We start from the raw sequence: 20,315 nt of genomic DNA, 5'->3' as shown, positions 1-20,315 counted from the left end.
GCTCCGCCCCGTTCCGCCCCGTTCCCTCTCGTTCCGCCCCGGCCGGACTCGAGCGGTCCATCAGGCTGCGGTCAGCCGCGGGTCAGCACCCCGGTACAGCATCGATACGTACCGCCGTGACACCCCTGCGGGCGCGTCCCGCCCCACCGACACACCCCCGAAACGGAGCGTGCGCCATGAGCAACCCCTTCGACGACCAGGACGGCTTCTTCATGGTCCTGGTGAACACCGAGGGCCAGCACAGCATCTGGCCCGCCTTCGCCACCGTCCCCGACGGGTGGACGGTCGCCATGGAGGCCGGTACCCGCGACGCCGCCGTGGCGTTCGTGGAGAGCAACTGGACCGACCTGCGCCCACTCAGCCTGCGTGAGCGGAGCACCGCCGGCCCGAGCCGCTGACGCCCATGAGCAGCGAACTGGCGATCGAGGCGACGGGGCTGCGCAAACAGCACAAGGGCAGGACGACGCTCGACGGCCTCGACCTGGCCGTGCCCGCCGGCACCGTACTCGGCCTCCTCGGGCCGAACGGCGCCGGCAAGACCACCACCGTCCGGGTGCTGTCCACCCTGCTGCCCCCGGACGGGGGCAGCGCGCGGGTGGCCGGGCACGACGTGGTGCGCGACCCGCGGGGCGTACGTGCCCGCATCGCGCTGGCCGGCCAGTACGCGGCCGTGGACGAACTCCTGACCGGGCGGCAGAACCTGGTGCTCATCGGCAGGATGCTGCACCTCGGCCGGGCGGCCGCCCGGCGCCGCGCCGACGAGCTGCTGACGGAGTACGCCCTCCAGGACGCCGCGGACCGGCCGGTGCGCACGTACTCGGGCGGCATGCGGCGCCGCCTGGACCTGGCGAGCTGCCTGGTCGTACGGCCGGCCGTGCTGTTCCTCGACGAACCCACCACCGGCCTGGACCCGGCCAGCCGCATCCTGCTGTGGAAGGCCGTGCGCGGCCTGGTCGCCGAAGGCGTCACCGTCCTGCTGACCACCCAGTACCTGGAGGAGGCCGACCAGCTCGCCGACCGGATCGTGCTGATCGCCGCCGGCGCGGTCATCGCGGAGGGAACCGCCGACCAGCTCAAGGGCAAGGTGGGGCAGGCGCGGCTGGAGTTCACGCTGGCCGACCGCACCCGGCTGCCGGACGCCGTCGCCGCTCTGGCGCCGGTCACGGCCGGTGAACCCCGTGTCGACGAGGAGCGGGGCGCCGTCACCGTCCGGGTCGTGGACGGGCTGGACGAGGTCGCCGGTGCCGCCGCCGCGCTGCGCGCCGCCGGACTCGAGGTCGGTGAGTTCGGGTTGCGCCGGCCGACGCTCGACGACGTCTTCCTCCACCTCACCGGGGACACGGCCGGCACTTAGGGGGCTTCTGACGGATCTCCGCGGCGTCGCGACGCCCGGCACGCCCTCTCGCCGCACGGGGCGGAGAGCCAGGTGGCTCCGCCACACGACCCTCCGCCCCGCACACCGAGAGCACGCACCGAACGCCGCTCCTTCTTCCACGGAGATCCGTCAGAAGCCCCCTGGCCTCTCGCCCGGATCAGGCCGGGCTCGCGGGGCCAGGCCCCGCTCTCTGATCCGGCCTGATCCGGACGGAAGGCCCTGGGGGCGCCGTCCGGACCGTGCCGCGGTCGGCCGCGGGGCACCGCCGCCCGGATCAGGCCCGTTCCGTACGACACCCCCCGCACCCCGGCCGGAGGGGCGTACGGGCCGCCGGGCGGTCCGGTGCCGCGGCAGCGGGAGGCACCGAGCGGTCGCCGCCGCGGGCGCCCGCACCACCGGCCCGTCCGGTGATCCGGCGCCGCGGGCACCGGAGCCGGTGGCGCCCGGCCGTCGGCGGTCCCGCCCAGGGGCGCGGACACGGCGGGCCGGGAGCCGTCACCGGGCGAACACGACGGCCGCCCCCAGGGGGGCGGCCCGTCCGGTCCCGGACCTCAACCACCAGCGGGGGACATGCCATGATCCGAATCCACCTCACCACGTCCGACCTGGCCCGCACCCACCTGCGGAGCACTCTGGGCCCCGTCGCCGAGGGCATCCTCGCGCTGGGCGTGCTGTCCCGTTCGGGCCACGCCGACTACGCGCGCTGGCGCAGCGAGGTCCTGGGACGGCTGCACGGCCGCGCCGCGTCCGGAACGCTCCGGACGCGGCAGCTGCGGTCGGCCGGGGCACCGGACGGCCTGCTGTACCTGCTGGAGAGAACGACCGACGCCGAGCGGGCGGCCGGTGCCCCCGCGCTGCCCAGCCCCGACGCCGGCCGTCTCGCCCTGGAGGTGTGGCGGACCGGCGTCGCCCCGTACTGGGACCGCATCGCGGAGCGCCTGCGGGCCGAGTGCGAGGCACGCGGCCGCATCTCGATGACCGGGGGAGTGGAGCGGCTGCTGGCGACCCTCCACCCACGGATCACCTGGCGGGCACCCGTCCTCGAAGTCCACGACGCCCAGGGCCCGGACCGCACGGTACGGCTCGACGGACGCGGGCTGCTGCTGTGCCCCACCGTGTTCCTGCCCGGCCGCGCCGGTCTCGTCGTGCGGTCGGAGCGGGAGACCGGTATGGCCGCCCTGGTGTTCCCCGCGCCGGCGGCCACCACCCGGCCCGCGCAGTTGTGGGGCGGCCCCGACACGAGCGTCCAGGCGCTGAGCGCGCTGGTCGGCCAGACCCGGGCGGCCGTCCTGCGGGAGCTGACCGACGCCTGCTCCACCGGCCAGCTCGCCGACCGGCTGGGCATCTCCTCCGCCGGAGCCAGCCAGCACACGGCGGTGCTGCGGGAGTCCGGCCTGATCACCACCCGCCGGATGCGGAACCGGGTCGTGCACACGGTGACCCCGCTCGGCATGGCGCTGCTCACCGGCCGGCTGGCGGTCACCGAGGGCCTCGCGGCCGAGCTCGCGGCGGAGCTCCCGATGGAGTCCGCCGCGAGCTGACGCGGCGTCACCGGCCGGTGGCGCCGTCGCCCTCCGGGGGCGGCCAGGAGTGGAACCGCCGCAGTCCGTACAGCAGCGGTTCCCGCTCGGCCCTGCCGGTCACCCGGCGGACCTCGCCGTACACCGTCACGTGGTCGCCCATCCGCTGGGTGAGGACGACCTCGCAGTCGGCCACGGTGTGCGCGTCCGCCACCAGGTGCGGTCCGGCCGCCAGGGAGTCGCACTCCCACGGCACCAGTTTGAACCGGTGGGGGTTGCCCGAGGCGAACAGCTGCGCGCACTCGCGTGCCCCGGCGTGCAGCAGGTTCACCGCGAAGGAGCCCGAGCGCAACACGGTGTCGAGGGTGGGGCTCTCGTCCCGCAGGCAGACCAGCAGCACCGGCGGCTCCACCGACACGCTGCACACCGACGAGCAGGTCATCCCCCGCGGCACCCCCTGTGGGCCGGTCGCCGAGACGACGGAGACACCGGTGGGGAAGCCGCTCATCAGAGAACGGAACTCGTCCGGGGCCACGGCCGCCGGCGTTCGGATGGCCGATTCGCTCATCGCACTCCGCTTTCTGTAGGAATTTCCGTGGGAATTTCCGTGGGAAGGGGCACGGTCGCCGCCGGCGTCGCGGTGCCCGCGCGGGCGGGGGCCGCGGCAGGCGTGGCCGTACGGTCGAGAAGGCGTACCAGAGGACCGGTCGCCGCGGTGCTGACCAGCGTCATCACGATCAGGGCGAGCACCAGCGGCGGGGTGAGCAGTCCGGCGCTGAAGCCGGCCTGGATGATGACGAGTTCGGTCAGGCCCCTGGTGTTGAGGAGGACCGCGACCCGGGCCGACTCCCCGCGGTCCCCGCCGGCCATCCGGGTGCCGGCGTAGCCGCCGGCGACCTTGCCGAGCGTGCCGAGGACCAGCACGAGCCCGATCAGCGTCCAGGAGACCGCCATCGACGCGTCGGTCAGTACCGTCACGCCGGCCACCACGAAGAACACCGGCACGAAGAGCCGGCCGGTCCGCGCGATCCGGGTGACGGCCGGTGCCCAGGGGGCGGAGCGGTCGCCGGGGACCGCGAAGCCGACCAGCGCGGCGCCCAGGATCGCCGTCATCCCGAGCTCCTCCATGGTGAAGGCGATCACCAGGGCGGACGCCGCGAGCAGGCAGGTGGCGACCGCGGGGGCCCGCCGCAGCAGCAGCGCCGCCATGTGGGTGCGCAGCCCCTGCCTGAGGCACAGGGCACCCGCCACCCCGAGGGCGAGCGCGGCGCCCGCGTGCAGCACGCCGGTGGCGCTGCCCGAGCCGAGCGCCACGGCGGCGGTCAGCAGCAGCCAGCACACCACGTCGATCACCAGCGCGGCGGCGAGCGCCAGCCGCCCGGCCCTGGTGTCCTCCATGCCGAGGTCGGTGAGGATGCGGGCGAGGACGGGTACGGCCGTGACGGACAGGGCCACGGCCAGCATCAGGGTCAGGGCCGCCACCGGCGCGTCGCCGCGCACCGCGTCGTCCTCGTACGCCACCACCCACCCGGTCAGCAGGGCCCCGGCGAGCAGCGTCGGTACGAGCCCGCCGGCGGTGACCCAGCCGGCCGCCCGCCGGGTCACCCCCGTGCCGCCCGCCGGGCGGGCGGACGGCGCGGAGCCGGCGCCCGCCGCCCGCCCGGCTCCGCCCAGTTCGTGCGCCAGTCCCACGAGGAACAGGACCAGCGCCGCCTTCGCCACGTGCTCCAGGGTGTCCAGCACCCGGCCGGGCAGGACGGCGTCGAAGCCGTCCCGCCCGAGCAGGGCCAGCACGGCGGGGCCGGCGAGCAGCCCCGCCACGACCTCGCCGACGACCTCCGGCTGCCGCAGCAGCCGGGCGACCGCCCGGCCCAGAAGGGCCAGGACCAGGACCGCGGCCAGCGCCGCGGCCATCTGCGCCGCGTACACCGTCAGGCCAGCGAGCTGAAGTAGTCGTACGCCTTCGGGAGCGTCTCGGTGAGACTGCGGGCCTTGTCCCGGATGGCGGCGAACTCGCGCTGGGCGGCCGTGCTGTCGGACAGCCGCAGGGCCGGCGACGGCTTCACCTCGATGCCGCCCATCCCCAGCAGGACGCACATGTACGAGTACGGCGGCAGCCCGTGGTAGTACGGGTAGATGCTCTCGCTGTCCGGCAGCTGGGTCCGCCACGACTCGAGGCGCTCGGCGAGCCCGTCGGGCAGCTTCCTGGTCTTGGCGTCCCGCCAGTACTGCGTGTCGTTCCGCTTGGCCGCCGCGTAGTGCAGCGCGAGGAATTCCCGCACGCCGTCCATGACGTGGGAGACAGCGCTGTTGTACCGGTCCCGGTGGGTGCTCTCCCACGCCTCGGACGGGAAGTTCTTGACCAGCTGCTCGATGGCGTGGTGGATGAAGAAGATGCCGGTGGACTCCAGCGGCTCCACGAATCCGCTGGAAAGGCCGATCGCGACGCAGTTGTTCACCCACGAGTTGCGGCTGCGGCCGATCCGCATCCGGATGTGGTTGGCCTCGACGTCCGCGGCGGCCGGGCCGACGAACGCGCGCAGGGTGCGCTCGGCCTCCTCCGGGGAGAGGTAGTCCTTCGCGTAGACGTACCCGGTGCCCACGCGGCCGAGCAGCGGGATCGTCCAGATCCAGCCGGCGTCCTGCGCGGTGGCCGTGGTGCACGGCAGGATGCCCCGCTTCTCCATGTCCATCGGCACCTGGAGGGCGACCGCGCTGTCGTTGGGCAGCGTGTCCTGGTAGGAGATGAACGGCTCCTCGAGCGCCTTGTTCAGCAGCAGCCCGCGGAAGCCGGTGCAGTCGACGAACAGGTCACCGGTGAGCTCGCCGTGCTCGGCGGTGGTGACGCCGGTGATCCAGCCGCGCTCGTCGAGCGAGACGTGCTGGACGTCGTCGGTCACGTGCTTGACGCCCCGCTCGACGGAGTACCTGGTCAGGTACTTGGCCAGCAGCGCCGCCTCGAACTGGTAGGCGTAGGGGAACTGGGTCTTGCCCTGGTGCTCCGACATGGTCAGGCCCTGCATCTCGTCCGCGCCCTCGTCGAAGGGCTGGTCGATCAGCCGGCCGTCCATGGTGCGGGGGCTGAGGCCCGCGTCGATGACGGAGCTCATCACGAAGCAGTCCTTGTCGAACCGGTCCGTGGGGCCTTCCTGGAGCCACCAGTCGGTCAGCGGGAACCCGTTGACCGACCGCATCTGCTCGAAGGGGTGGTAGAAGTAGTGGCCCTTCTCCCGCCAGTTCTCGAAACGCACCGCCAGCTTGTACGTGGCGTTGCAGGCCGGCATCCAGTCCTTCTCCTTGAGTCCGAGGAACTCGAAGAAGTGCCGGATGTCGCTGAACGTCGCCTCTCCCACGCCGACGCTGCCGACATTGCCGGATTCCACCAGCGTGACGTCTATGCGGTCGCCGAACGCGGCTTTGACGTACGAGGCCGTCATCCAGCCTGCCGTGCCGCCGCCGACGATGACGATTCGGTTGAGCATGTTCGCCCCCTGTCAGGGTTATCAGAAGAACTCCGACAAGGATTGAGACTAGGCAGGGGGGAGGGGAGCGGGTATGCCATTAAGTGTGGAATGAAAATCGCACGTGAAATTCCGCGGGATTTCCGGAGTGCGGTGTTCCGCCCCCTCGCGGAAACCTCTTGCGGAAACCCCTCGCGGAAACCTCTTCGCGAAACCCCTCGCGGAAAGCGGAGAGCCGCCGTGCCGGGACCCGTGGAGGGGTCCGGGCACGGCGGCTCGGATCGACGCCGGCCGTCCCGCGGGGGAATGTGAGGACGGCCGGCGCGCCGGGGCGGATCGCCTGATGACCCGCCCCGGGCCGCGGCGCGGGCCGGGGGCCGGCGCCGCGGCGGCTCAGGCGACGGCCAGTACCTCGGCCGGGCGGTCGCGCAGGGCGAAGCGAGTGGGCAGCAGGGTGGCGGCCAGCGTCAGGAGGACCGCGAAGCCGATGACGGACAGGTAGATCCAGACCGGGCCGCGAGGCATCCAGGAGCCGTCGAGCCCGATCCCGAAGGGCGCCAGCGTGGCGATGGCGACGAAGGTGCCGAGCAGGGTGCCCAGCAGGGCGACGAGCACCGACTCGACCGTCATCATCCGCATGATCTGTCCCTCGGAGGCCCCCACCAGCCGCTGCAGCGCGAACTCGCGGCGCCGCTCGGCCGCGGCCACGATCAGGGTGTTGACCAGCGAGATCACGGCGTAGCCGATGATGGTGCCGGCCAGCAGGTAGTTGATCCAGGTGCTGGTGGCGTTGTCGTCGGCGGAGTCCTCCAGCGTGGCCCGGCCGGCGACCACGAGACCGGGCGGCCCGTCTTCGGCCAGGCCGCGCAGGGCGGCGAGCAACTCGCCGGTGCCGGTGCCCTTTTCGCCGGAGACCAGGATCTGCGGGACGAGACCGGTGTCGGTGTGCGCGACGGCCAGCTCCGAGGGCAGGAAGGCGATCTCGAAGCCGGGCTGTGCCTCGTAGGAGCCCACGACCTTCACGGGCAGCCGGGTGCCGTCGCCGAGCACCATCTTCACGGTGTCCCCGACGTGCTGTCCGGCGTCCCCGGTCAGCGACGTGGGCAGGACGACGGTGTCGCCGCGCAGCTGCTCGAAGGAGCCTTCGGTGAGCCGCGGCGTGAGCGTGCCGGCCGCACCCTCGGCGGAGACGCCGCGGACCGTCAGCTCGACCGTGTCGGGTTCCTCGTCCGGGTCCTCGTCGGCCGGGAGCGGCTGGACGATGAAGGCCTCGCCCGACGCGTACGCCGAGGCCGCGGAGACTTCGGGCAGCGCCGAGATCCGGTCCACGAGCGCCGGGTCGAGCCCGTCCACCGACGAGGCCACGACCGCGTCGGCACCGATCAGGGCGGCCTCCGCGTCCTTGGACGCCTCGGCCTGCCCGGTCTGCATGTAGAGGAGCGCGGTGGCGAGGCCGGTGGCCAGCATCACGGGGGTGACCGCGCCGGCCAGCCGGATGCGCCGGGCCTTGGCGTTGTCCATGGCGAGCCGGCCGGGGAAGCCGGACAGCGCGCGCAGCGGCCACTGGAGCAGGGCGGTGAGGACCCGCGTGATGCCGGGGCCCAGCAGGGCGATGCCACCGGCCCACAGCATGGCCGCGGGGCCGGAGGTGGCCGCGGCCAGCGGGCCGTCCATGACCAGGGCGGTGACGAGGGCGAGCGCGGTGCCGCCGGCCAGGCACAGCAGCGCGAACAGCAGCCGGGGCCCGGACAGCCACCGGCTCTGCACGGCGGACTCGGCCAGCGCGTCGGAGGGCCGGGCCAGCGCGGCGCGCCGGGAGGCGATGAACGCGGCGGCGCTCGCGGCCGCCGCGGAGGCCCCGGCGGCGACGACCATGGGCACCCATCCGGCGCGGTAGGCGATCTCGGGGGCGACCACGCCGCCGTCCGCGAGCAGGCCGAGCATCCAGCGGCCCGCGTACCAGCCGGGGACCAGGGCCGGCAGGGTCGCGCCGGCGGCGATGACCAGGGTCTCCCCGACGACCATGCGGCGGATCTGCCCCGGCAGCGAGCCGATGGCCCGCAGCATCGCCATCTCGCGCAGCCGCTGCTGGACGAGGAGTGCGAGGGTGGAGCCGACCACGAACACGGAGACCATCACGGCGATGCCGCCGAACACCGCGGACATCGAGATGAGCCGGGTGGAGGCGGCGAGCGCGTCGGGGAACTCGGCCTCGCCGCGGGCGTCGCCGGTCAGGGTGCGCGCCGGAGTGCCGGCCAGGGCCTTGCCGACGGCGTCGGCGAGTTCGGCGGTGGAGACGCCCTCGGCGGGCAGCACGGCGATCGCGTCGGCCTGCCCCCGCACCCCGCCGAGCCGGGCCGCCTCGGCGTCGGTGACGTAGAACGCGGCGTCGGTGCCGGTGGCCGGGCGCAGCACGCCGGTGACGCGCAGCTGCTCGCTGCCGCCGCCGACGGCGAGGGTCAGCCGGTCGCCGGTGCCGACGCCGAGCCGGTCCGCGAGCCGCCGGTCCAGGGCCGTCTCGCCCTGGGCGCGGGGCGCGGCCCCGTCGGCGAGCGGTGCGCCGGAGAGTTCGGCGGAGGACCAGCCGTGCCCGGTCAGATCGCGCTCCGGCGCGTCCCCGCCGGTCAGGGCGGACGCCGGGAACGACACGTCGGTCAGTGCCCGGCCGGCCTCGGGGAGCGCGGCCAGTCGCTGGGCCAGGCCGGCGTCGACCCGGGACCGCTCGGGCAGCGCGTCCCCGTCGAAGGTCTGCTCACCGGTGACCACGACGGGGGCGGCGGCCAGCCGCTGCGGCGGTACGGCGCTGTGCACGCCGGTCTCCAGGAGGGAGCCGCAGGCCACCAGGATGGTGGCGCCGAAGAACAGCGCCACGAAGGAGGCGAGGAATCCGCCCTTGCGGAATTTCAGGGTCTGGAGGGCGAGCCCGAACATCACACGGCGCCTTCCGCGTAGGACCGGCCCGCCGGGTCGCCCCAGGCGCCCAGGTGGGTCATGCGCTCGGCGATCCGGTCCGCGGACGCGCCGTGCAGTTCGTCCACGATCCGCCCGTCGGCGAGGAAGACGACGCGGTCGGCGTGCGAGGCGGCGACGGGGTCGTGGGTGACGACGATGGCGGTCTGGCCGCCCTGGTGCACGGACTCGCGCAGCAGCCGCAGCACCTCCAGGGCGGTGCGGGTGTCGAGGGCACCGGTGGGCTCGTCGCCGAAGATGACCGCGGGCCGGGTGATCAGCGCGCGGGCGATGGCGACCCGCTGCTGCTGACCGCCGGACAGCTCGCCGGGACGGTGCTTCTTGCGGTCGCCGAGGCCGACGCGCTCCAGCACCCGGTCCACGCTGCCCGGCTCGGGCTTGCGGCCGGCCAGGCGCAGCGGCAGCGCCACGTTGTCGGCGACGGTGAGGGCGGGCAGCAGGTTGAACGCCTGGAAGACGAAGCCGATCCGCTCCCGCCGCAGCCGGGTGAGCTGCTTCTCGTCGAGCCCGGTGAGTTCCTGCCCGTCCAGGACCACCGAACCGCCGGACGGCCGGTCGAGCCCCGCGGCGCACTGGAGCAGCGTGGTCTTGCCGGAACCCGAGGGGCCCATCACGGCGGTGAAGGTACCGCGCGCGAAACCGATCGACACCTGGTCGAGCGCCGTGACGCGGTTGCGTTCGCCGCCGTAGGTCCGGCTGACGCCGGTCAGCCGGACCACGTCGTCGCCGGGTGCCGGGTGCGCCGCGGGCGCGGAAGCGGTGTTCATGTGGTCATCCCCCTGAGTGACTGGAAAGACGGGAAGAGGTCCGGGGCTCGGCGGCCGGCGCCTCGGCGGCACCGGAGAGCGGACCGGGTTCGGCCAGCAGCCGCTTGGCGGCGGCCAGCGGATCGGTCCGTGGTCCGAGCAGCTTGTGGGCGATGGCGGCGTGCAGCCGGGCCGCGCCGACCGCCGCGCAGACGGTGAGCAGGGCGCACCCACAGGCGACCACCGTCACCAGGAGCGCGAGCGGGAGGTTGTCGACGCGCAGCAGGCCCAGGGCACTGCCGTCGGGGACGGTCCAGTACCACGCGGGGAAGAGCACGAGGGCGAGGGTGGTGAGCCACAGGAGCAGGGCCACCACGTCGAGCAGGAGCAGCGGGACGAAGAGGGCGACGAGGTAGAGCAGGTCGCGCAGGGTGGCCGGGTCGCTCCAGCGCGCCTTGACGGCGGCGAGCACGCCGGCCGGTTCGACGGGGCGGTAGTCGGCCGGCACCGGGGGGCCGACCAGGGCGGTACGCAGCCGCTCCACGTGCGCGGCGCCGCGCAGTACGGCGGCGGCACCGATGAGGAGGGGGAGCCCCAGGAGAGTGATGTTGAGGGCGGCCGAGACGAGGAGGGCGGCCAGGCAGAAGGCGAACAGGACGGGTCCGAGTACGACGTAACCCGCGAGGTAGGCGGTCGCGCGCCACGGCTCCGGCGAGCGGAGCAGGGGTAACGGGCGAAGACCGGCTAACGGGCGGGGCACGTCCGGTCGTGCGGTCGGGGTCGTGGTCATGGCGGCATCACTCGTCGACGGTGCGCAGCAGGGCCTCGACGGAGGCGACCCGGACGGACAGGTCCTTCAGCTCGGCGTGCAGCGCGGCCTGGTTGGCCACCGCCTCCTCGGCCAGCTTGCGGTAGCCGGCCATGGCCACGGCGTCGGCGCGGTGGCGTTGCAGCGTGAAGTAGGCGACCGTGCTCAGGCTGATTCCGCCGACGGTGATCAGAGTGATGACGATGGCGATGAGGCCGCCGTTCATATGGGTGTTCCCTTCTTCCCGGCCTCGCGGTCCGCTCGTGCGGATTGCAGCGTGTCCTCCCGGAGCGCGGTGAGGACGGTGTCCAGCGTGACGTGTATGTCGAAGGGCGTGAGCTCGAAGAACTTCATCGCCTTGCCCGTGTCGGACAACTCCAGGGAGCCGGCGACCAGTCCGGCCTTCTCCAGCCGCTCCAGGTGCATGTACAGAAGCGGCCGGGACAGGCCGAGCCGGCGGGCCAGTTCGCTCACGTGCACGCGTCCGTCGGCCAGTTCGCCGATGATGCGCAGCCGTTGCGCATGGCCGACGGCCGCGAGTTGCGCCAGCAGCTCTTCACTCGTCAGGACACTCACCCCCTTCCTCCACCTGTAAAAAGAATCTGACAGGTGTTATCGGGGATGTCAACCGGTATCGCTGCCCAACCCGCCGCGCCTACACCGGAGATGACCGCTCGTACACGTCGACGGGAGCCCCCCGCGTGTGCCGCCCCAGCGCCGCCACCGCCAGCGTCACACCCGGACGCACGAACGGCGCCGCCACCGTCAGCCCCGGCTCCGCACCCGGCGGGAACAGCCGCACCGCCCCGGCCGCGGCGGCCCGCACCGGCCACCGGGCCGGCAGCGGCGCCGGCCGTGACAGCCCGCCCCGGCCGAGCCCGGTCCCGTACGCCTTGCCCATCGCCTCCTTGTGCGTCCACAACCAGAAGAAGGCGCCGGCGCGTTCGCCCTCCGGTCTGTCCCGCACCCAGGCGGCCTCCCCGTCCGTGAACCAGCGCTTCGCCATCCGCAGCGCCGGCACCGGCCGCTCCACCTCCACGTCGACCCCCAGCGGGCCCAGGGCCGTCAGCGCCAGCGCCGCGACCCCCCGCCCGTGACTCAGACTCACGTGAACGCCGCCGCCCAGCCCGAACACGTGCGGGCGGCCGTTCACCTCATGCCCCAGCCGCAGCCGCCGCACACCGACCACGCCGGCCGCCGCCGTCAGGACCCGCTCCCGGGACGCGGCGTCGCCCAGCCCGTCGGTCGCGGTGACGACCACGGTGATCCGGTGGGGTGCGAAAGGCGCGCTCATCCCGCCTACCCGGTCAGCTCTCCGAGGCGCTCCCGGGTGGCCCGCACGTCGCACTTGCCGTTCGCGTTCACGACGAGCCGGCTCACCACGTGCACCTCGTTGGGGACCAGCACCGACGGCAGCACCGCGGACAGCGCCGTCACGACGCGCCGCGCGAACTCCCCGGGCTCCGGCCGCGGTCCGGCCGGCACCACGAACGCCTCCAGCGTGTCCACCGGCCCGCGCACCACCTCGAACGCCGCGTCCGCGACCCCGGGCACCGCCAGCACGTGGTGCCGCAGCTCCCCCAGCTCCACCCGGTGCCCGCTCACCTTCAGCTGGTCGTCCCGCCGCCCCAGGTACAGCAGCGTGCCGTCCGGCCGCAGCTCCACCACGTCACCGGTGCGGTATGCGCGCCCACCGCCGCCCGCGCCCAGCTCGTCCTCGTCGAGGAACCGCCCGGCGCCCGCGCCGCCCAGATAGCCGGCCGCGACCGCCCGCCCGGCCACCACCAGCTCGCCCGGCACGCCCGGGCCGGCCGGCCGGAGGGACTCGTCCACCACGTAGGCCCGGGTGTTCCAGGCCGGGGTGCCGATCGGCACCGTCGGGGTGTCCGGCACCGAACCGCGGTCGAAGACGTACGCGCAGCATCCAATCGTCGTCTCGGTCGGCCCGTAGTGGTTGACCAGCCGCACGCCCGCCAGGCGCGGCGCCAGGGAACGCACCAGCGCCGGGTCCAGCCCCTCCCCGCCGAACATCAGGGTCCGCGTCACCCGCCCGTACTGCGGCGGCTCGGCCAGCACGTCGAAGAACCGGGCGTGCGAGGGCGTCTGCTTCACGAACGTGTACCGCTGCCCGCGCGGGCCGAAGAGCGTCTCCTGGTCCCACAGCCCCGCCACCGTCACCACCCGGTGGCCCTGCGCCAGCGGCACCCACAGCGACGTCATCGCCAGGTCGAAGCCCAGGCTGCCGAAGAGCGGACTGCCGCCGGCCGACCGGCCCACCAGCGTGTCGCACCAGCCGGTGTAGTTGACCAGGGACGCGTGCTCCACCAGCACGCCCTTGGGCACCCCGGTCGACCCCGAGGTGAACACGGCGTAGGCGATGTCGTCCGGACGGGGCAGCGGCGGCTCGGGCGGCGCGGCGCCCGCCCCCGCCGTCCGCGGCAGCGCGGCGACGTCCACCACCGCGGCCGCCGGGGCCCCCGCCGCCGCGTCCCCGAACCCCTGCCCGTCGTGGACCAGCGCCACCGGAGCGGCACCCGCCACGACCGCGGCCGTCCGCTCCGCCGGATGGGCCGGATCCACCGGGACGTACACCGCGCGCACCGCCATCACCGCGAGCGCGGCGGCGATCACCCCGGCGGTGCGGTCCGCCCGGACGACGACGCGGTCACCCGGCCCGGCCCCGGCCTCCGTCAGCGCGGCGGCCACCACCCGGACCCGTTCCCACAGACCGGCGTACGTCATCCGCGCGCCGCCGCTCTCCACCGCGACCGCATCCGGTCTGCGCAGGGCGTGCCCGCGCACCAGATGAACCACCGAGTCGGCCGCGACCGCGCGTACGTCGCCGCGCACCAGGCTCGGATGCTGCACCGAGGTCGACATCGTCCGTCACTCCCTGCCCTGCTGGTCCACTGCTGGTCCACTCCGTCCGGACAGCGCCCGGCCGCCGGTCAGGCGGCCGTCGCCGAAGTCCCGCCCAGCTCGCGGCGGGTCACCATGTCGCCCATCGCGACCATGATCTTGCGCTCGCCCCCGAACGGGTCACGGCCGTGCGAGACGAGCATGTTGTCGATCACCACCACGTCGCCGCGCCGCCAGGTGAACCGGCGCGCCAGGTCGTCGTAGAGACCGCGCAGCAGCTCCACCGCCGAGTCCGGGATCGGTGTGCCGTCGCCGAAGAAGGCGCTGCGCGGATACGCCGTCCGGTCGTCCCCGAACAGCGACACCATCAGCTCCCGCACCTCCTCCTCCAGGCAGGCCGTGTGGTGCAGGAACAGCTGGTTGAAGAAGACCGGCTCGTCCGTCAGCGGGTGCCGGATCACCGCGGGCGCCCACTGCGTGGTGCGCAGCGTCCCGTCGGGCAGCCACTCGCAGGACACCTGCTGGGCGGCGCAGCGGCGCTCCACCTCGGCCCGGTCGTCCGTGCCGAACATCCGCTGCCAGCCCACGTCGAGGCCCTTGATGAAGTTGCGCACGTAGCGGATGCCCAGCGTCTCGAAGCGGGCCCGCAGGTCCTCGGGCAGCGCCACGTACACCTCGCGGCCGTCGACGATCGGCGTCGCACCGCCCTGGGCGGAGGGCGTCACGCAGCAGAAGAACTGCCGGCTCGGCCACTGCGGCATGTGCGAGCTCTCGTGGTGGAAGAGGATCGACTGCTCCGCCGGGTAGGGCGTCGACTTGTACACCCGGTCCGCGTCCTTCTCGTGCGGCAGGTCGCCGTAGTCGCCGTACAGCGAGTCCACCAGCGAGCCCGCCAGCTGCTCGAAGGCGTCCGGACCGGTCACGCCGAACCCGCGCAGCAGCACCGCGCCGTGCTCGCGCAGCACCGCGTCGAGCGCGTCGCGGTGCCCGGCCGCCCAGGTGGCGGCGTCGAGGTCCGCCCGCTCGCACAGCACGGTGGGCGGGAACTCACCGGCCACGAAACGCACACCGTCTCCGCAATCCATCGCAACTCCCTTTCCGAGGTCCACGGCAGCGGCACCGACCCTAGGTTCCGGGACCACGGCGCCTCCAGGTCCTTCAGCGAGCGGTGAATGACGCAGGTGACGGGCGATTGGTCCGCCGAAGCGGGGGCCGATCGGTCTGGCCCGCCGGGCGGGTGCGCTGTTGCGCTGGAGCGGACATTCCACCGACACGCCCCAGGGAGGCGCTCATGCCGGGCAACAGTCCGATCGCGGTGCGGGTCAGCACGGCCCCGCTGCCCCCGCACGACCCGCTGGAGCTGTACGCCCGGTTGCGCGCCGGGCGCACCGCGGACGACGTGTACCTCTTCGAGAACCTGGGCGAGCACGAGGAGGACCGTGACGGCGCGGTCGTCGGCTACGGCCGGCTGTGCGAACTGCGCGTGTACGCCGGGCACGTGGAGATCGACGGCGCTCCCGCCCTGGTCGCCGCGCTCACCGAGCGGGCCCGCGGGGCCGGGATGTCCGACGCGCTGGAGTTCACGGCCCCGGGGCAGGTGTGGGCGCTGCTCTCGGCGGCGCAGCGCCTCTTCGCCCTGGAGACCGGCGTGCCCGCGTCCGGCTTCGCCTTCGGCTTCCTGACCGCCTTCGGGTACGAGTCGGTGTGGCACATGGAGGAGCTGCCCACGCGCACCAAGGCCGTCCGCGGCCCCGACATCGCGCTCACCCTCTTCCGGGACACGGTCCGGTACGACCGCCGCACCGGCACGGCGACGCTGCTGACCGCGGACAGCCCCGCCTTCCCGCCCCGGCGGGGACCGGACGCCGCCGCCCTGGCCGCGGGGGCGTCCCCGGCCGGCCCGGTCCCCGACGCCCCGCCGCCCGCCGGCGTCCGCTCCACGCTGACCCGGGAGGACTTCCTCGCCTGGGCGGAACGCTGCCTCGCGCACATCGGCGTCGGCGACATCTACCAGATCCAGATCGGCCACCGGATCGACGTGGAGACCGCGCTCACCCCGCTGGACGTCTACCGGCGGTTGCGGGCCCGCAACCCGTCCCCGCACATGTACCTGCTGCCCCGCGCGGGCGGCGGGCCGGAGGCGGCCCTCGCCGGGGCCAGCCCGGAGCTGTTCTTCCGCGTCGACGGCGACCGGATCGTGATGCGGCCCATCGCCGGCACGGCGCCGCGCGGCGCGGACGAGGAGGAGAACCGCCGGCGCGTCAAGGAACTGGCCGCCTGCACCAAGGAGCAGGCCGAGCACATCATGCTCGTCGACCTCTGCCGCAACGACATCGGCCGGATCGGCACGGACAGCACCATGCCGGTGGACCGCCTGATGGCCGTGGAGACGTTCTCGCACGTCTTCCACCTGGTGTCCACCGTCAGCGGCACGCTCGCCCCCGGCACCGACGTCTGGCAGGCGGTCCGCGCCACCTTCCCCGCGGGCACGATGACCGGTGCTCCCAAGGTCCGCGCGATGGAGATCATCGACGGCCTGGAGCGCGAGGCGCGCGGCGCCTATGCCGGTGCCGTGGGCCTGGTCGACGTACGGGGCTGGAGCGAACTGGCCCTGTGCATCCGCACGGTGGAGTACGACGGCCGGCGCTACTCGACCCAGAGCTCGGCGGGCGTGGTCGCCCAGTCGGACCCCGAGTCGGAGTGGCGGGAGACCCTGGCCAAGATGGGCGCCGCCCACTGGGCGCTGACCGGTGAGGAGTTGCTGAAGTGAAGGTCCTGCTCATCGACGCGTACGACAGTTTCGTGCACATCATCGACCAGTACCTGCGCACGCTCGGTGCCGACACCCGCGTGGTCCGGTCCCGCACCGCGACCCCCGGCGAGCTGGCGGGACTGCGCCCGGACGCGGTGGTGCTGGGGCCGGGGCCCGGCCATCCGGCGGACTCGGGCCACGTGGAGCTGGTCGGGGAGTTCGCCGGGCGTGTCCCGCTGTTGGGGGTGTGTCTGGGCCATCAGGCCATCGCGCTGGCGTACGGCGGGCGCGTCGAGGTCGCCGGCCGGCTGATGCACGGCCGCACGAGCACCGTCCGGCACGACGGCGCCGGCCTCTTCCAGGGCCTGGGCAACACGCTGGAGGCCACCCGCTACCACTCGCTGATCGTGTCCGAGCCCCTCCCCGGGCAGCTGGTCACCACGGCTGTCTCCACCGACCACGGCTACGTGATGGGCCTGCGCCACCGCACCCTGCCGGTGGAGGGGGTGCAGTTCCACCCGGAGTCGGTGATGACGACGGGCGGCCTGCAGATGATGGCCAACTTCCTGGGCATGGCCGACGCCGCGCCCGTGCCGTCGACGGCGTGAACCTCCGGGGTCCCTCCTCCCGCCCCGGAGACCACCCACCCGGGCGGGAGCGGGGACGGGCCCCGGGCCTGCGGGGCGAGCCTCTGAGACCAGCCTGTCCACCACGCCAGGGAAGGACGGCCCCGGGCCTGCGGGGCGAGCGCGCGGGGCGTGCGCGGCCTCGGCCCCCGGGCACGTGCGGAGGGACGCTCCGGGGGCGGAAGGGACGGCCGGGACGGGTGGCGGGACCGGCCGCGGCAGGAGGGGGGAGACAGGGCTTCGGGAGGCCGGGTCAGCCGCGAGGGACCCGCCTGGCCACCCTCGCCGCCGCCCCCAGGACCCGTACCGCCTCGGCGACCCCGTCCCGCGGCAGGTGGGCGTGGCCCACGACCACCGCGGGCGCCTCCGGCCGCCCGGTGCCGAAGCGGTACGCCGACCCGCCCCGCACCAGCACGGAGCTCCGGAGGGCCTCGGCCACCAGCCTCTCCTCCGACACGTACCGGCTCAGCCGGACGTACGCGTGCAGCCCGGTCGCCGGCCCCAGGACCCGGGCCCCGGGCAGATGCCGCCGCACCGCCTCGTCCAGCGCCGCCCGCCGCTCCCGCGCCCGCTCCCGCAGCCGCCGGAGATGACGGTCGAACAACCCGCTGCCCAGCAGTTCCGCGAGGGCCAGCTGGCTGAACGCGTCCGACCCCAGGTCCTGCCGCTCCCGCGCCCGCAGCAGGGGCCCGAACAGCCGCTCCGGCGCGGCGAGCCACCCCAGGCGCAGCGCGGGGGAGAGGGTCTTGCTGACCGTCCCGGCGTACAGCACCCGCTCCGGCAGGAGCCGTTGCAGCGCGGGCGGTGCCGTTCCCCGGTCGTACCACAGGCCCGAGCCGTAGTCGTCCTCGATCACCCAGCCGTCGCGCTCCCGCGCCCAGCGGGCCAGCGCGTCCCGCCGCCGCGCCGACAGCACCGCCCCGGTCGGGAACTGGTGCCCGGGGGTGACCAGCACGGCCCGCACCCCGCTCGCCGCGAGCGCGTCGACGTCCAGGCCCTCCTCGTCCACCGGCACCGGCACGGCCCGCACCCCCGCCTCCTCGACGAACCGCCGTTGCCCCGGATGCCCGGGGTCCTCCAGGGCCAGTTCCCGCACGCCCTCCGTCCGCGCCAGGGCGGTGCACAGCAGCGCCAGCGCCTGCGCGAAGCCGGACACCACCAGCACGCGCTCCGCACGGGTCCGCACGCCCCGCACCCGCCCCAGGTACCCGGCCAGTTCGGCGCGCAGCACGGCCTCCCCGGCCGGCGGCGGATAGCCGTTCCACGCGCGGGCGCGCGCACCCCCGGGCCCCAGCACACGCTGGTAGCACAGCAGCCACTCGCGGCGCGGGAAGTCCGGCACGTTGTCGCCGCCCGTCCGCAGGTCCCACTGCACCGGCGCCGTCGCCCGGCGCCCGCCGGGGCCCTCGTCGAGCAGCGCCGGCCCGGCGGCCCGCCGGTGTCCCGGACGGCCGACGACCCGGGTGCCGGAGCCCGTGGCGGCCTCCAGGTACCCCTCGGCGACCAGTTGCTCGTACGCCTCGACCACGACGCTGCGCGAGACGTCCAGGTCGTCGGCGAGCCGACGGCTCGAGGGCAGCCGGGTGCCCGGGTGCAGCACTCCGTCGGCTATCTCCCGCTTGATGAACCGCTGTATCTGCGACGTCAGGGACTCCCCGGCGTTCCGCGCGACGTCGACGGTCATGTGTAGGGACATGGCCGCAGGCAACCGTGGGCCGCTGGAGCCGTGCTGACCGCTCCCTGACCCGGCGCTGACACCGGGGCCCCGCGGGGCGATTGGACCGCCTTTCCGCCTCCCGATCGGTCTGGAGGCCCCTCGCCGGCCGCTCCCAGAATCGTTGCGGACCGCCAATGGAGGGAGAACCCCGTGCCGGCACGAATCACCGCGACAGCGCCCCGGACCGGAACCGCCGCCCCGGCTCCGGTCACCGGCCTCCCGCCCGTCCCCGCCCCCGCGGCACCCGCCGCGCCGGCGACCGCCGCCCCCGCGGAGCGCGGGCCCGGACGCCGTTCCTGGCCCGAGCTGCTGGAGACGGTCCTGGACGGCCGGGACCTGACGAGCAGCCAGACGGCCTGGGCCATGGACCGGGTGATGACCGGCGACGCGGGCCCCGCCCGGCTGGCCGGCCTGCTGGTGGCCCTGCGCGCCAAGGGCGAGACGGCCGAGGAGATCGAGGGCCTGGTGCGGGCCATGTACTGGCACGCCGAGCCCCTCGACGTGCCCGGCCCCACCCTGGACCTGTGCGGCACCGGCGGCGACGGCTCGCACAGCGTGAACATCTCCACCATGGCCGCGGTGGTGGCCGCCGCCGCCGGCGCCCGGGTGGTCAAGCACGGCAACCGCTCCGCCTCCTCGCAGTGCGGTTCCGCGGACGTGCTCGAGGAGCTGGGGGTCGCCCTGGACACCCGGCCGCGCGACCTCCCGGCCGTGGCGGACGAGGCGGGCATCACCTTCTGCTTCGCCCCGGCCTTCCACCCGGCGATGCGGCACGCCGCCGCCCCGCGCCGCGAACTGGGCATCCGCACCGTCTTCAACGCCCTGGGCCCGCTCACCAACCCCGCCCGTCCGACGGCCCAGGCGGTCGGTGTCGCCGACGCGCGCCTCGCCCCGCGGATCGCGGAGGTCCTGGCCCGGCGCGGGGTGTCCGCGCTGGTGTTCCGGGGGGACGACGGCATGGACGAGCTGACGGTGAGCACGACGTCGACCGTGTGGTCGGTGACCGGCGGCGAGGTGCGCCGCGAGACGTTCGACCCGCTGGACGTCGGCGTCCGCCGCAGTCCGGCGACCGCCCTGCGCGGCGGTGACCGCGCCCACAACGCCCATGTCGCGCGCTGGGTGTTCGCGGCGGAACGGGGACCCGTACGGGACGCGGTCCTGCTGTCGGCGGCGGCCGGCCTGGCCGCGCTGGAGCCTTCGGCGCGCCCGGTCACCGAGCGGATCGGGACGGCCCTGGAGCGCGCGGCCCGGGCCGTCGACTCGGGTGCCGCCGCGGCGGTCCTGGACCGCTGGCGGAGCGCCACCACCAGCCGCTCCAGCGGCACGAGGAGCCCCGCCGGCCACTGAGAGTCCCGAACAGAAGGGGCGCCCGGCTCGCGGCGTCCGGCACGCACGCTCGCCGCGTTGCCGAAACGCCCACGTGGCTCCGCCACGAGGGCGCTCCGGCGCCTTGCGGTCGCACGCACCGGACGCCGCGAGCC

The 20,315-nt window shown here is 74.6% G+C and carries 18 protein-coding genes; 6 read left to right on the top strand and 12 right to left on the bottom strand.

Translation table 11 applies throughout. The features are described from left to right. Nucleotides 1-176: 176 nt before the first annotated feature. The 3 genes from ABZ340_RS31135 to ABZ340_RS31125 all read left to right on the top strand — a co-directional run bounded on the left by ABZ340_RS31135 (nt 177) and on the right by ABZ340_RS31125 (nt 2,916). Complete coding sequence (locus ABZ340_RS31135) at nt 177-398, top strand: MbtH family protein (RefSeq protein WP_358785207.1); 222 nt, start codon at nt 177-179, stop codon at nt 396-398. A gap of 5 nt (nt 399-403) precedes the next feature. Next, the gene (locus ABZ340_RS31130) at nt 404-1,354 is read left to right on the top strand and encodes an ATP-binding cassette domain-containing protein (RefSeq protein WP_358785206.1); all 951 of its coding nucleotides are present in this window, start codon (nt 404-406) and stop codon (nt 1,352-1,354) included. A gap of 596 nt (nt 1,355-1,950) precedes the next feature. Further along, nucleotides 1,951-2,916: a winged helix-turn-helix domain-containing protein gene (locus tag ABZ340_RS31125; RefSeq protein WP_358785205.1), complete on the top strand. Its 966-nt coding sequence runs from the start codon at nt 1,951-1,953 to the stop codon at nt 2,914-2,916. A gap of 7 nt (nt 2,917-2,923) precedes the next feature. Here the strand turns inward: ABZ340_RS31125 and ABZ340_RS31120 are convergent, their stop codons facing one another. From ABZ340_RS31120 to ABZ340_RS31070, 11 genes are all read right to left on the bottom strand, one after another. Then, a complete protein-coding gene (locus tag ABZ340_RS31120) occupies nt 2,924-3,403 on the bottom strand; it encodes a flavin reductase family protein (protein WP_358785204.1) in 480 nt (159 codons plus the stop codon). A 56-nt stretch (nt 3,404-3,459) separates the two neighbouring features. Beyond that, the gene (locus ABZ340_RS31115) at nt 3,460-4,809 is read right to left on the bottom strand and encodes a cation:proton antiporter (protein ID WP_358785203.1); all 1,350 of its coding nucleotides are present in this window, start codon (nt 4,807-4,809) and stop codon (nt 3,460-3,462) included. Nucleotides 4,810-4,826: 17 nt separating this feature from the next. Continuing rightward, the gene (locus tag ABZ340_RS31110; protein WP_358785202.1) at nt 4,827-6,377 is read right to left on the bottom strand and encodes a tryptophan halogenase family protein; all 1,551 of its coding nucleotides are present in this window, start codon (nt 6,375-6,377) and stop codon (nt 4,827-4,829) included. Nucleotides 6,378-6,749: 372 nt separating this feature from the next. Continuing rightward, nucleotides 6,750-9,287 carry an FtsX-like permease family protein gene (locus ABZ340_RS31105; protein ID WP_358785201.1) on the bottom strand — a complete coding sequence of 846 codons (2,538 nt, stop codon included), beginning with the start codon at nt 9,285-9,287 and terminating at the stop codon, nt 6,750-6,752. Then, nucleotides 9,287-10,093, bottom strand: coding sequence for an ABC transporter ATP-binding protein (locus ABZ340_RS31100; RefSeq protein WP_358785200.1), 807 nt, complete (start codon nt 10,091-10,093; stop codon nt 9,287-9,289). The genes ABZ340_RS31105 and ABZ340_RS31100 overlap by 1 nt, the downstream gene beginning before the upstream one ends. A gap of 4 nt (nt 10,094-10,097) precedes the next feature. Beyond that, entirely contained in the window at nt 10,098-10,862 is a 765-nt protein-coding gene (locus ABZ340_RS31095; RefSeq protein WP_358785199.1) for a sensor domain-containing protein, read from the bottom strand. A 7-nt stretch (nt 10,863-10,869) separates the two neighbouring features. After that, nucleotides 10,870-11,106 (bottom strand): hypothetical protein, encoded by a 237-nt coding sequence (locus ABZ340_RS31090; protein WP_358785198.1) that lies wholly within the window; start codon nt 11,104-11,106, stop codon nt 10,870-10,872. Beyond that, nucleotides 11,103-11,447 carry a winged helix-turn-helix domain-containing protein gene (locus ABZ340_RS31085; protein ID WP_358785220.1) on the bottom strand — a complete coding sequence of 115 codons (345 nt, stop codon included), beginning with the start codon at nt 11,445-11,447 and terminating at the stop codon, nt 11,103-11,105. Before ABZ340_RS31085 ends, ABZ340_RS31090 begins: the two co-directional genes overlap by 4 nt. An 88-nt stretch (nt 11,448-11,535) precedes the next feature. Further along, a complete protein-coding gene (locus ABZ340_RS31080) occupies nt 11,536-12,174 on the bottom strand; it encodes a 4'-phosphopantetheinyl transferase superfamily protein (protein WP_358785197.1) in 639 nt (212 codons plus the stop codon). 5 nt (nt 12,175-12,179) lie between these two features. After that, entirely contained in the window at nt 12,180-13,760 is a 1,581-nt protein-coding gene (locus ABZ340_RS31075) for an amino acid adenylation domain-containing protein (RefSeq protein WP_358785196.1), read from the bottom strand. 68 nt (nt 13,761-13,828) lie between these two features. Next, entirely contained in the window at nt 13,829-14,797 is a 969-nt protein-coding gene (locus ABZ340_RS31070; RefSeq protein WP_358785195.1) for a TauD/TfdA family dioxygenase, read from the bottom strand. 233 nt (nt 14,798-15,030) lie between these two features. Here ABZ340_RS31070 and ABZ340_RS31065 point away from each other — a divergent pair, with 233 nt between their 5' ends. Together ABZ340_RS31065 and ABZ340_RS31060 are read left to right on the top strand one after the other, a co-directional pair. Beyond that, the gene (locus tag ABZ340_RS31065) at nt 15,031-16,509 is read left to right on the top strand and encodes an anthranilate synthase component I family protein (protein ID WP_358785194.1); all 1,479 of its coding nucleotides are present in this window, start codon (nt 15,031-15,033) and stop codon (nt 16,507-16,509) included. Next, on the top strand, nt 16,506-17,099 hold the full coding sequence (locus ABZ340_RS31060) for an aminodeoxychorismate/anthranilate synthase component II (RefSeq protein ID WP_358785193.1): 594 nt from the start codon (nt 16,506-16,508) through the stop codon (nt 17,097-17,099). Before ABZ340_RS31065 ends, ABZ340_RS31060 begins: the two co-directional genes overlap by 4 nt. A gap of 271 nt (nt 17,100-17,370) precedes the next feature. On the opposite strand, the gene ABZ340_RS31055 is transcribed toward ABZ340_RS31060, so the two are convergent. Continuing rightward, on the bottom strand, nt 17,371-18,813 hold the full coding sequence (locus tag ABZ340_RS31055; protein ID WP_358785192.1) for a PLP-dependent aminotransferase family protein: 1,443 nt from the start codon (nt 18,811-18,813) through the stop codon (nt 17,371-17,373). A 327-nt stretch (nt 18,814-19,140) separates the two neighbouring features. Between ABZ340_RS31055 and trpD the strand changes: the two genes are divergently transcribed. Then, nucleotides 19,141-20,181, top strand: a complete 1,041-nt coding sequence (gene trpD, locus ABZ340_RS31050) for an anthranilate phosphoribosyltransferase (protein WP_358785219.1) — start codon at nt 19,141-19,143, stop codon at nt 20,179-20,181. Nucleotides 20,182-20,315 lie beyond the last annotated feature (134 nt).

It is taken from the genome of Streptomyces sp. NPDC006134 (assembly GCF_040628835.1).
In the GTDB taxonomy this organism is placed as follows: Bacteria; Actinomycetota; Actinomycetes; order Streptomycetales; family Streptomycetaceae; genus Streptomyces.
Note: the sequence above shows the minus strand (reverse complement) of the source record. Positions and strands in the feature narration are given on the sequence as shown.

Bases quoted from the DNA above. Each gene is read 5' to 3' on its own strand.
- ABZ340_RS31135 (WP_358785207.1), top strand. From the start codon at position 177: ATGAGCAACCCCTTCGACGACCAGGACGGCTTCTTCATGGTCCTGGTG.
- ABZ340_RS31130 (WP_358785206.1), top strand. From the start codon at position 404: ATGAGCAGCGAACTGGCGATCGAGGCGACGGGGCTGCGCAAACAGCAC.
- ABZ340_RS31125 (WP_358785205.1), top strand. From the start codon at position 1,951: ATGATCCGAATCCACCTCACCACGTCCGACCTGGCCCGCACCCACCTG.
- ABZ340_RS31120 (WP_358785204.1), bottom strand. From the start codon at position 3,403: ATGAGCGGCTTCCCCACCGGTGTCTCCGTCGTCTCGGCGACCGGCCCA.
- ABZ340_RS31115 (WP_358785203.1), bottom strand. From the start codon at position 4,809: ATGGCCGCGGCGCTGGCCGCGGTCCTGGTCCTGGCCCTTCTGGGCCGG.
- ABZ340_RS31110 (WP_358785202.1), bottom strand. From the start codon at position 6,377: ATGCTCAACCGAATCGTCATCGTCGGCGGCGGCACGGCAGGCTGGATG.
- ABZ340_RS31105 (WP_358785201.1), bottom strand. From the start codon at position 9,287: ATGTTCGGGCTCGCCCTCCAGACCCTGAAATTCCGCAAGGGCGGATTC.
- ABZ340_RS31100 (WP_358785200.1), bottom strand. From the start codon at position 10,093: ATGAACACCGCTTCCGCGCCCGCGGCGCACCCGGCACCCGGCGACGAC.
- ABZ340_RS31095 (WP_358785199.1), bottom strand. From the start codon at position 10,862: ATGACCACGACCCCGACCGCACGACCGGACGTGCCCCGCCCGTTAGCC.
- ABZ340_RS31090 (WP_358785198.1), bottom strand. From the start codon at position 11,106: ATGAACGGCGGCCTCATCGCCATCGTCATCACTCTGATCACCGTCGGC.
- ABZ340_RS31080 (WP_358785197.1), bottom strand. From the start codon at position 12,174: ATGAGCGCGCCTTTCGCACCCCACCGGATCACCGTGGTCGTCACCGCG.
- ABZ340_RS31075 (WP_358785196.1), bottom strand. From the start codon at position 13,760: ATGTCGACCTCGGTGCAGCATCCGAGCCTGGTGCGCGGCGACGTACGC.
- ABZ340_RS31065 (WP_358785194.1), top strand. From the start codon at position 15,031: ATGCCGGGCAACAGTCCGATCGCGGTGCGGGTCAGCACGGCCCCGCTG.
- ABZ340_RS31055 (WP_358785192.1), bottom strand. From the start codon at position 18,813: ATGTCCCTACACATGACCGTCGACGTCGCGCGGAACGCCGGGGAGTCC.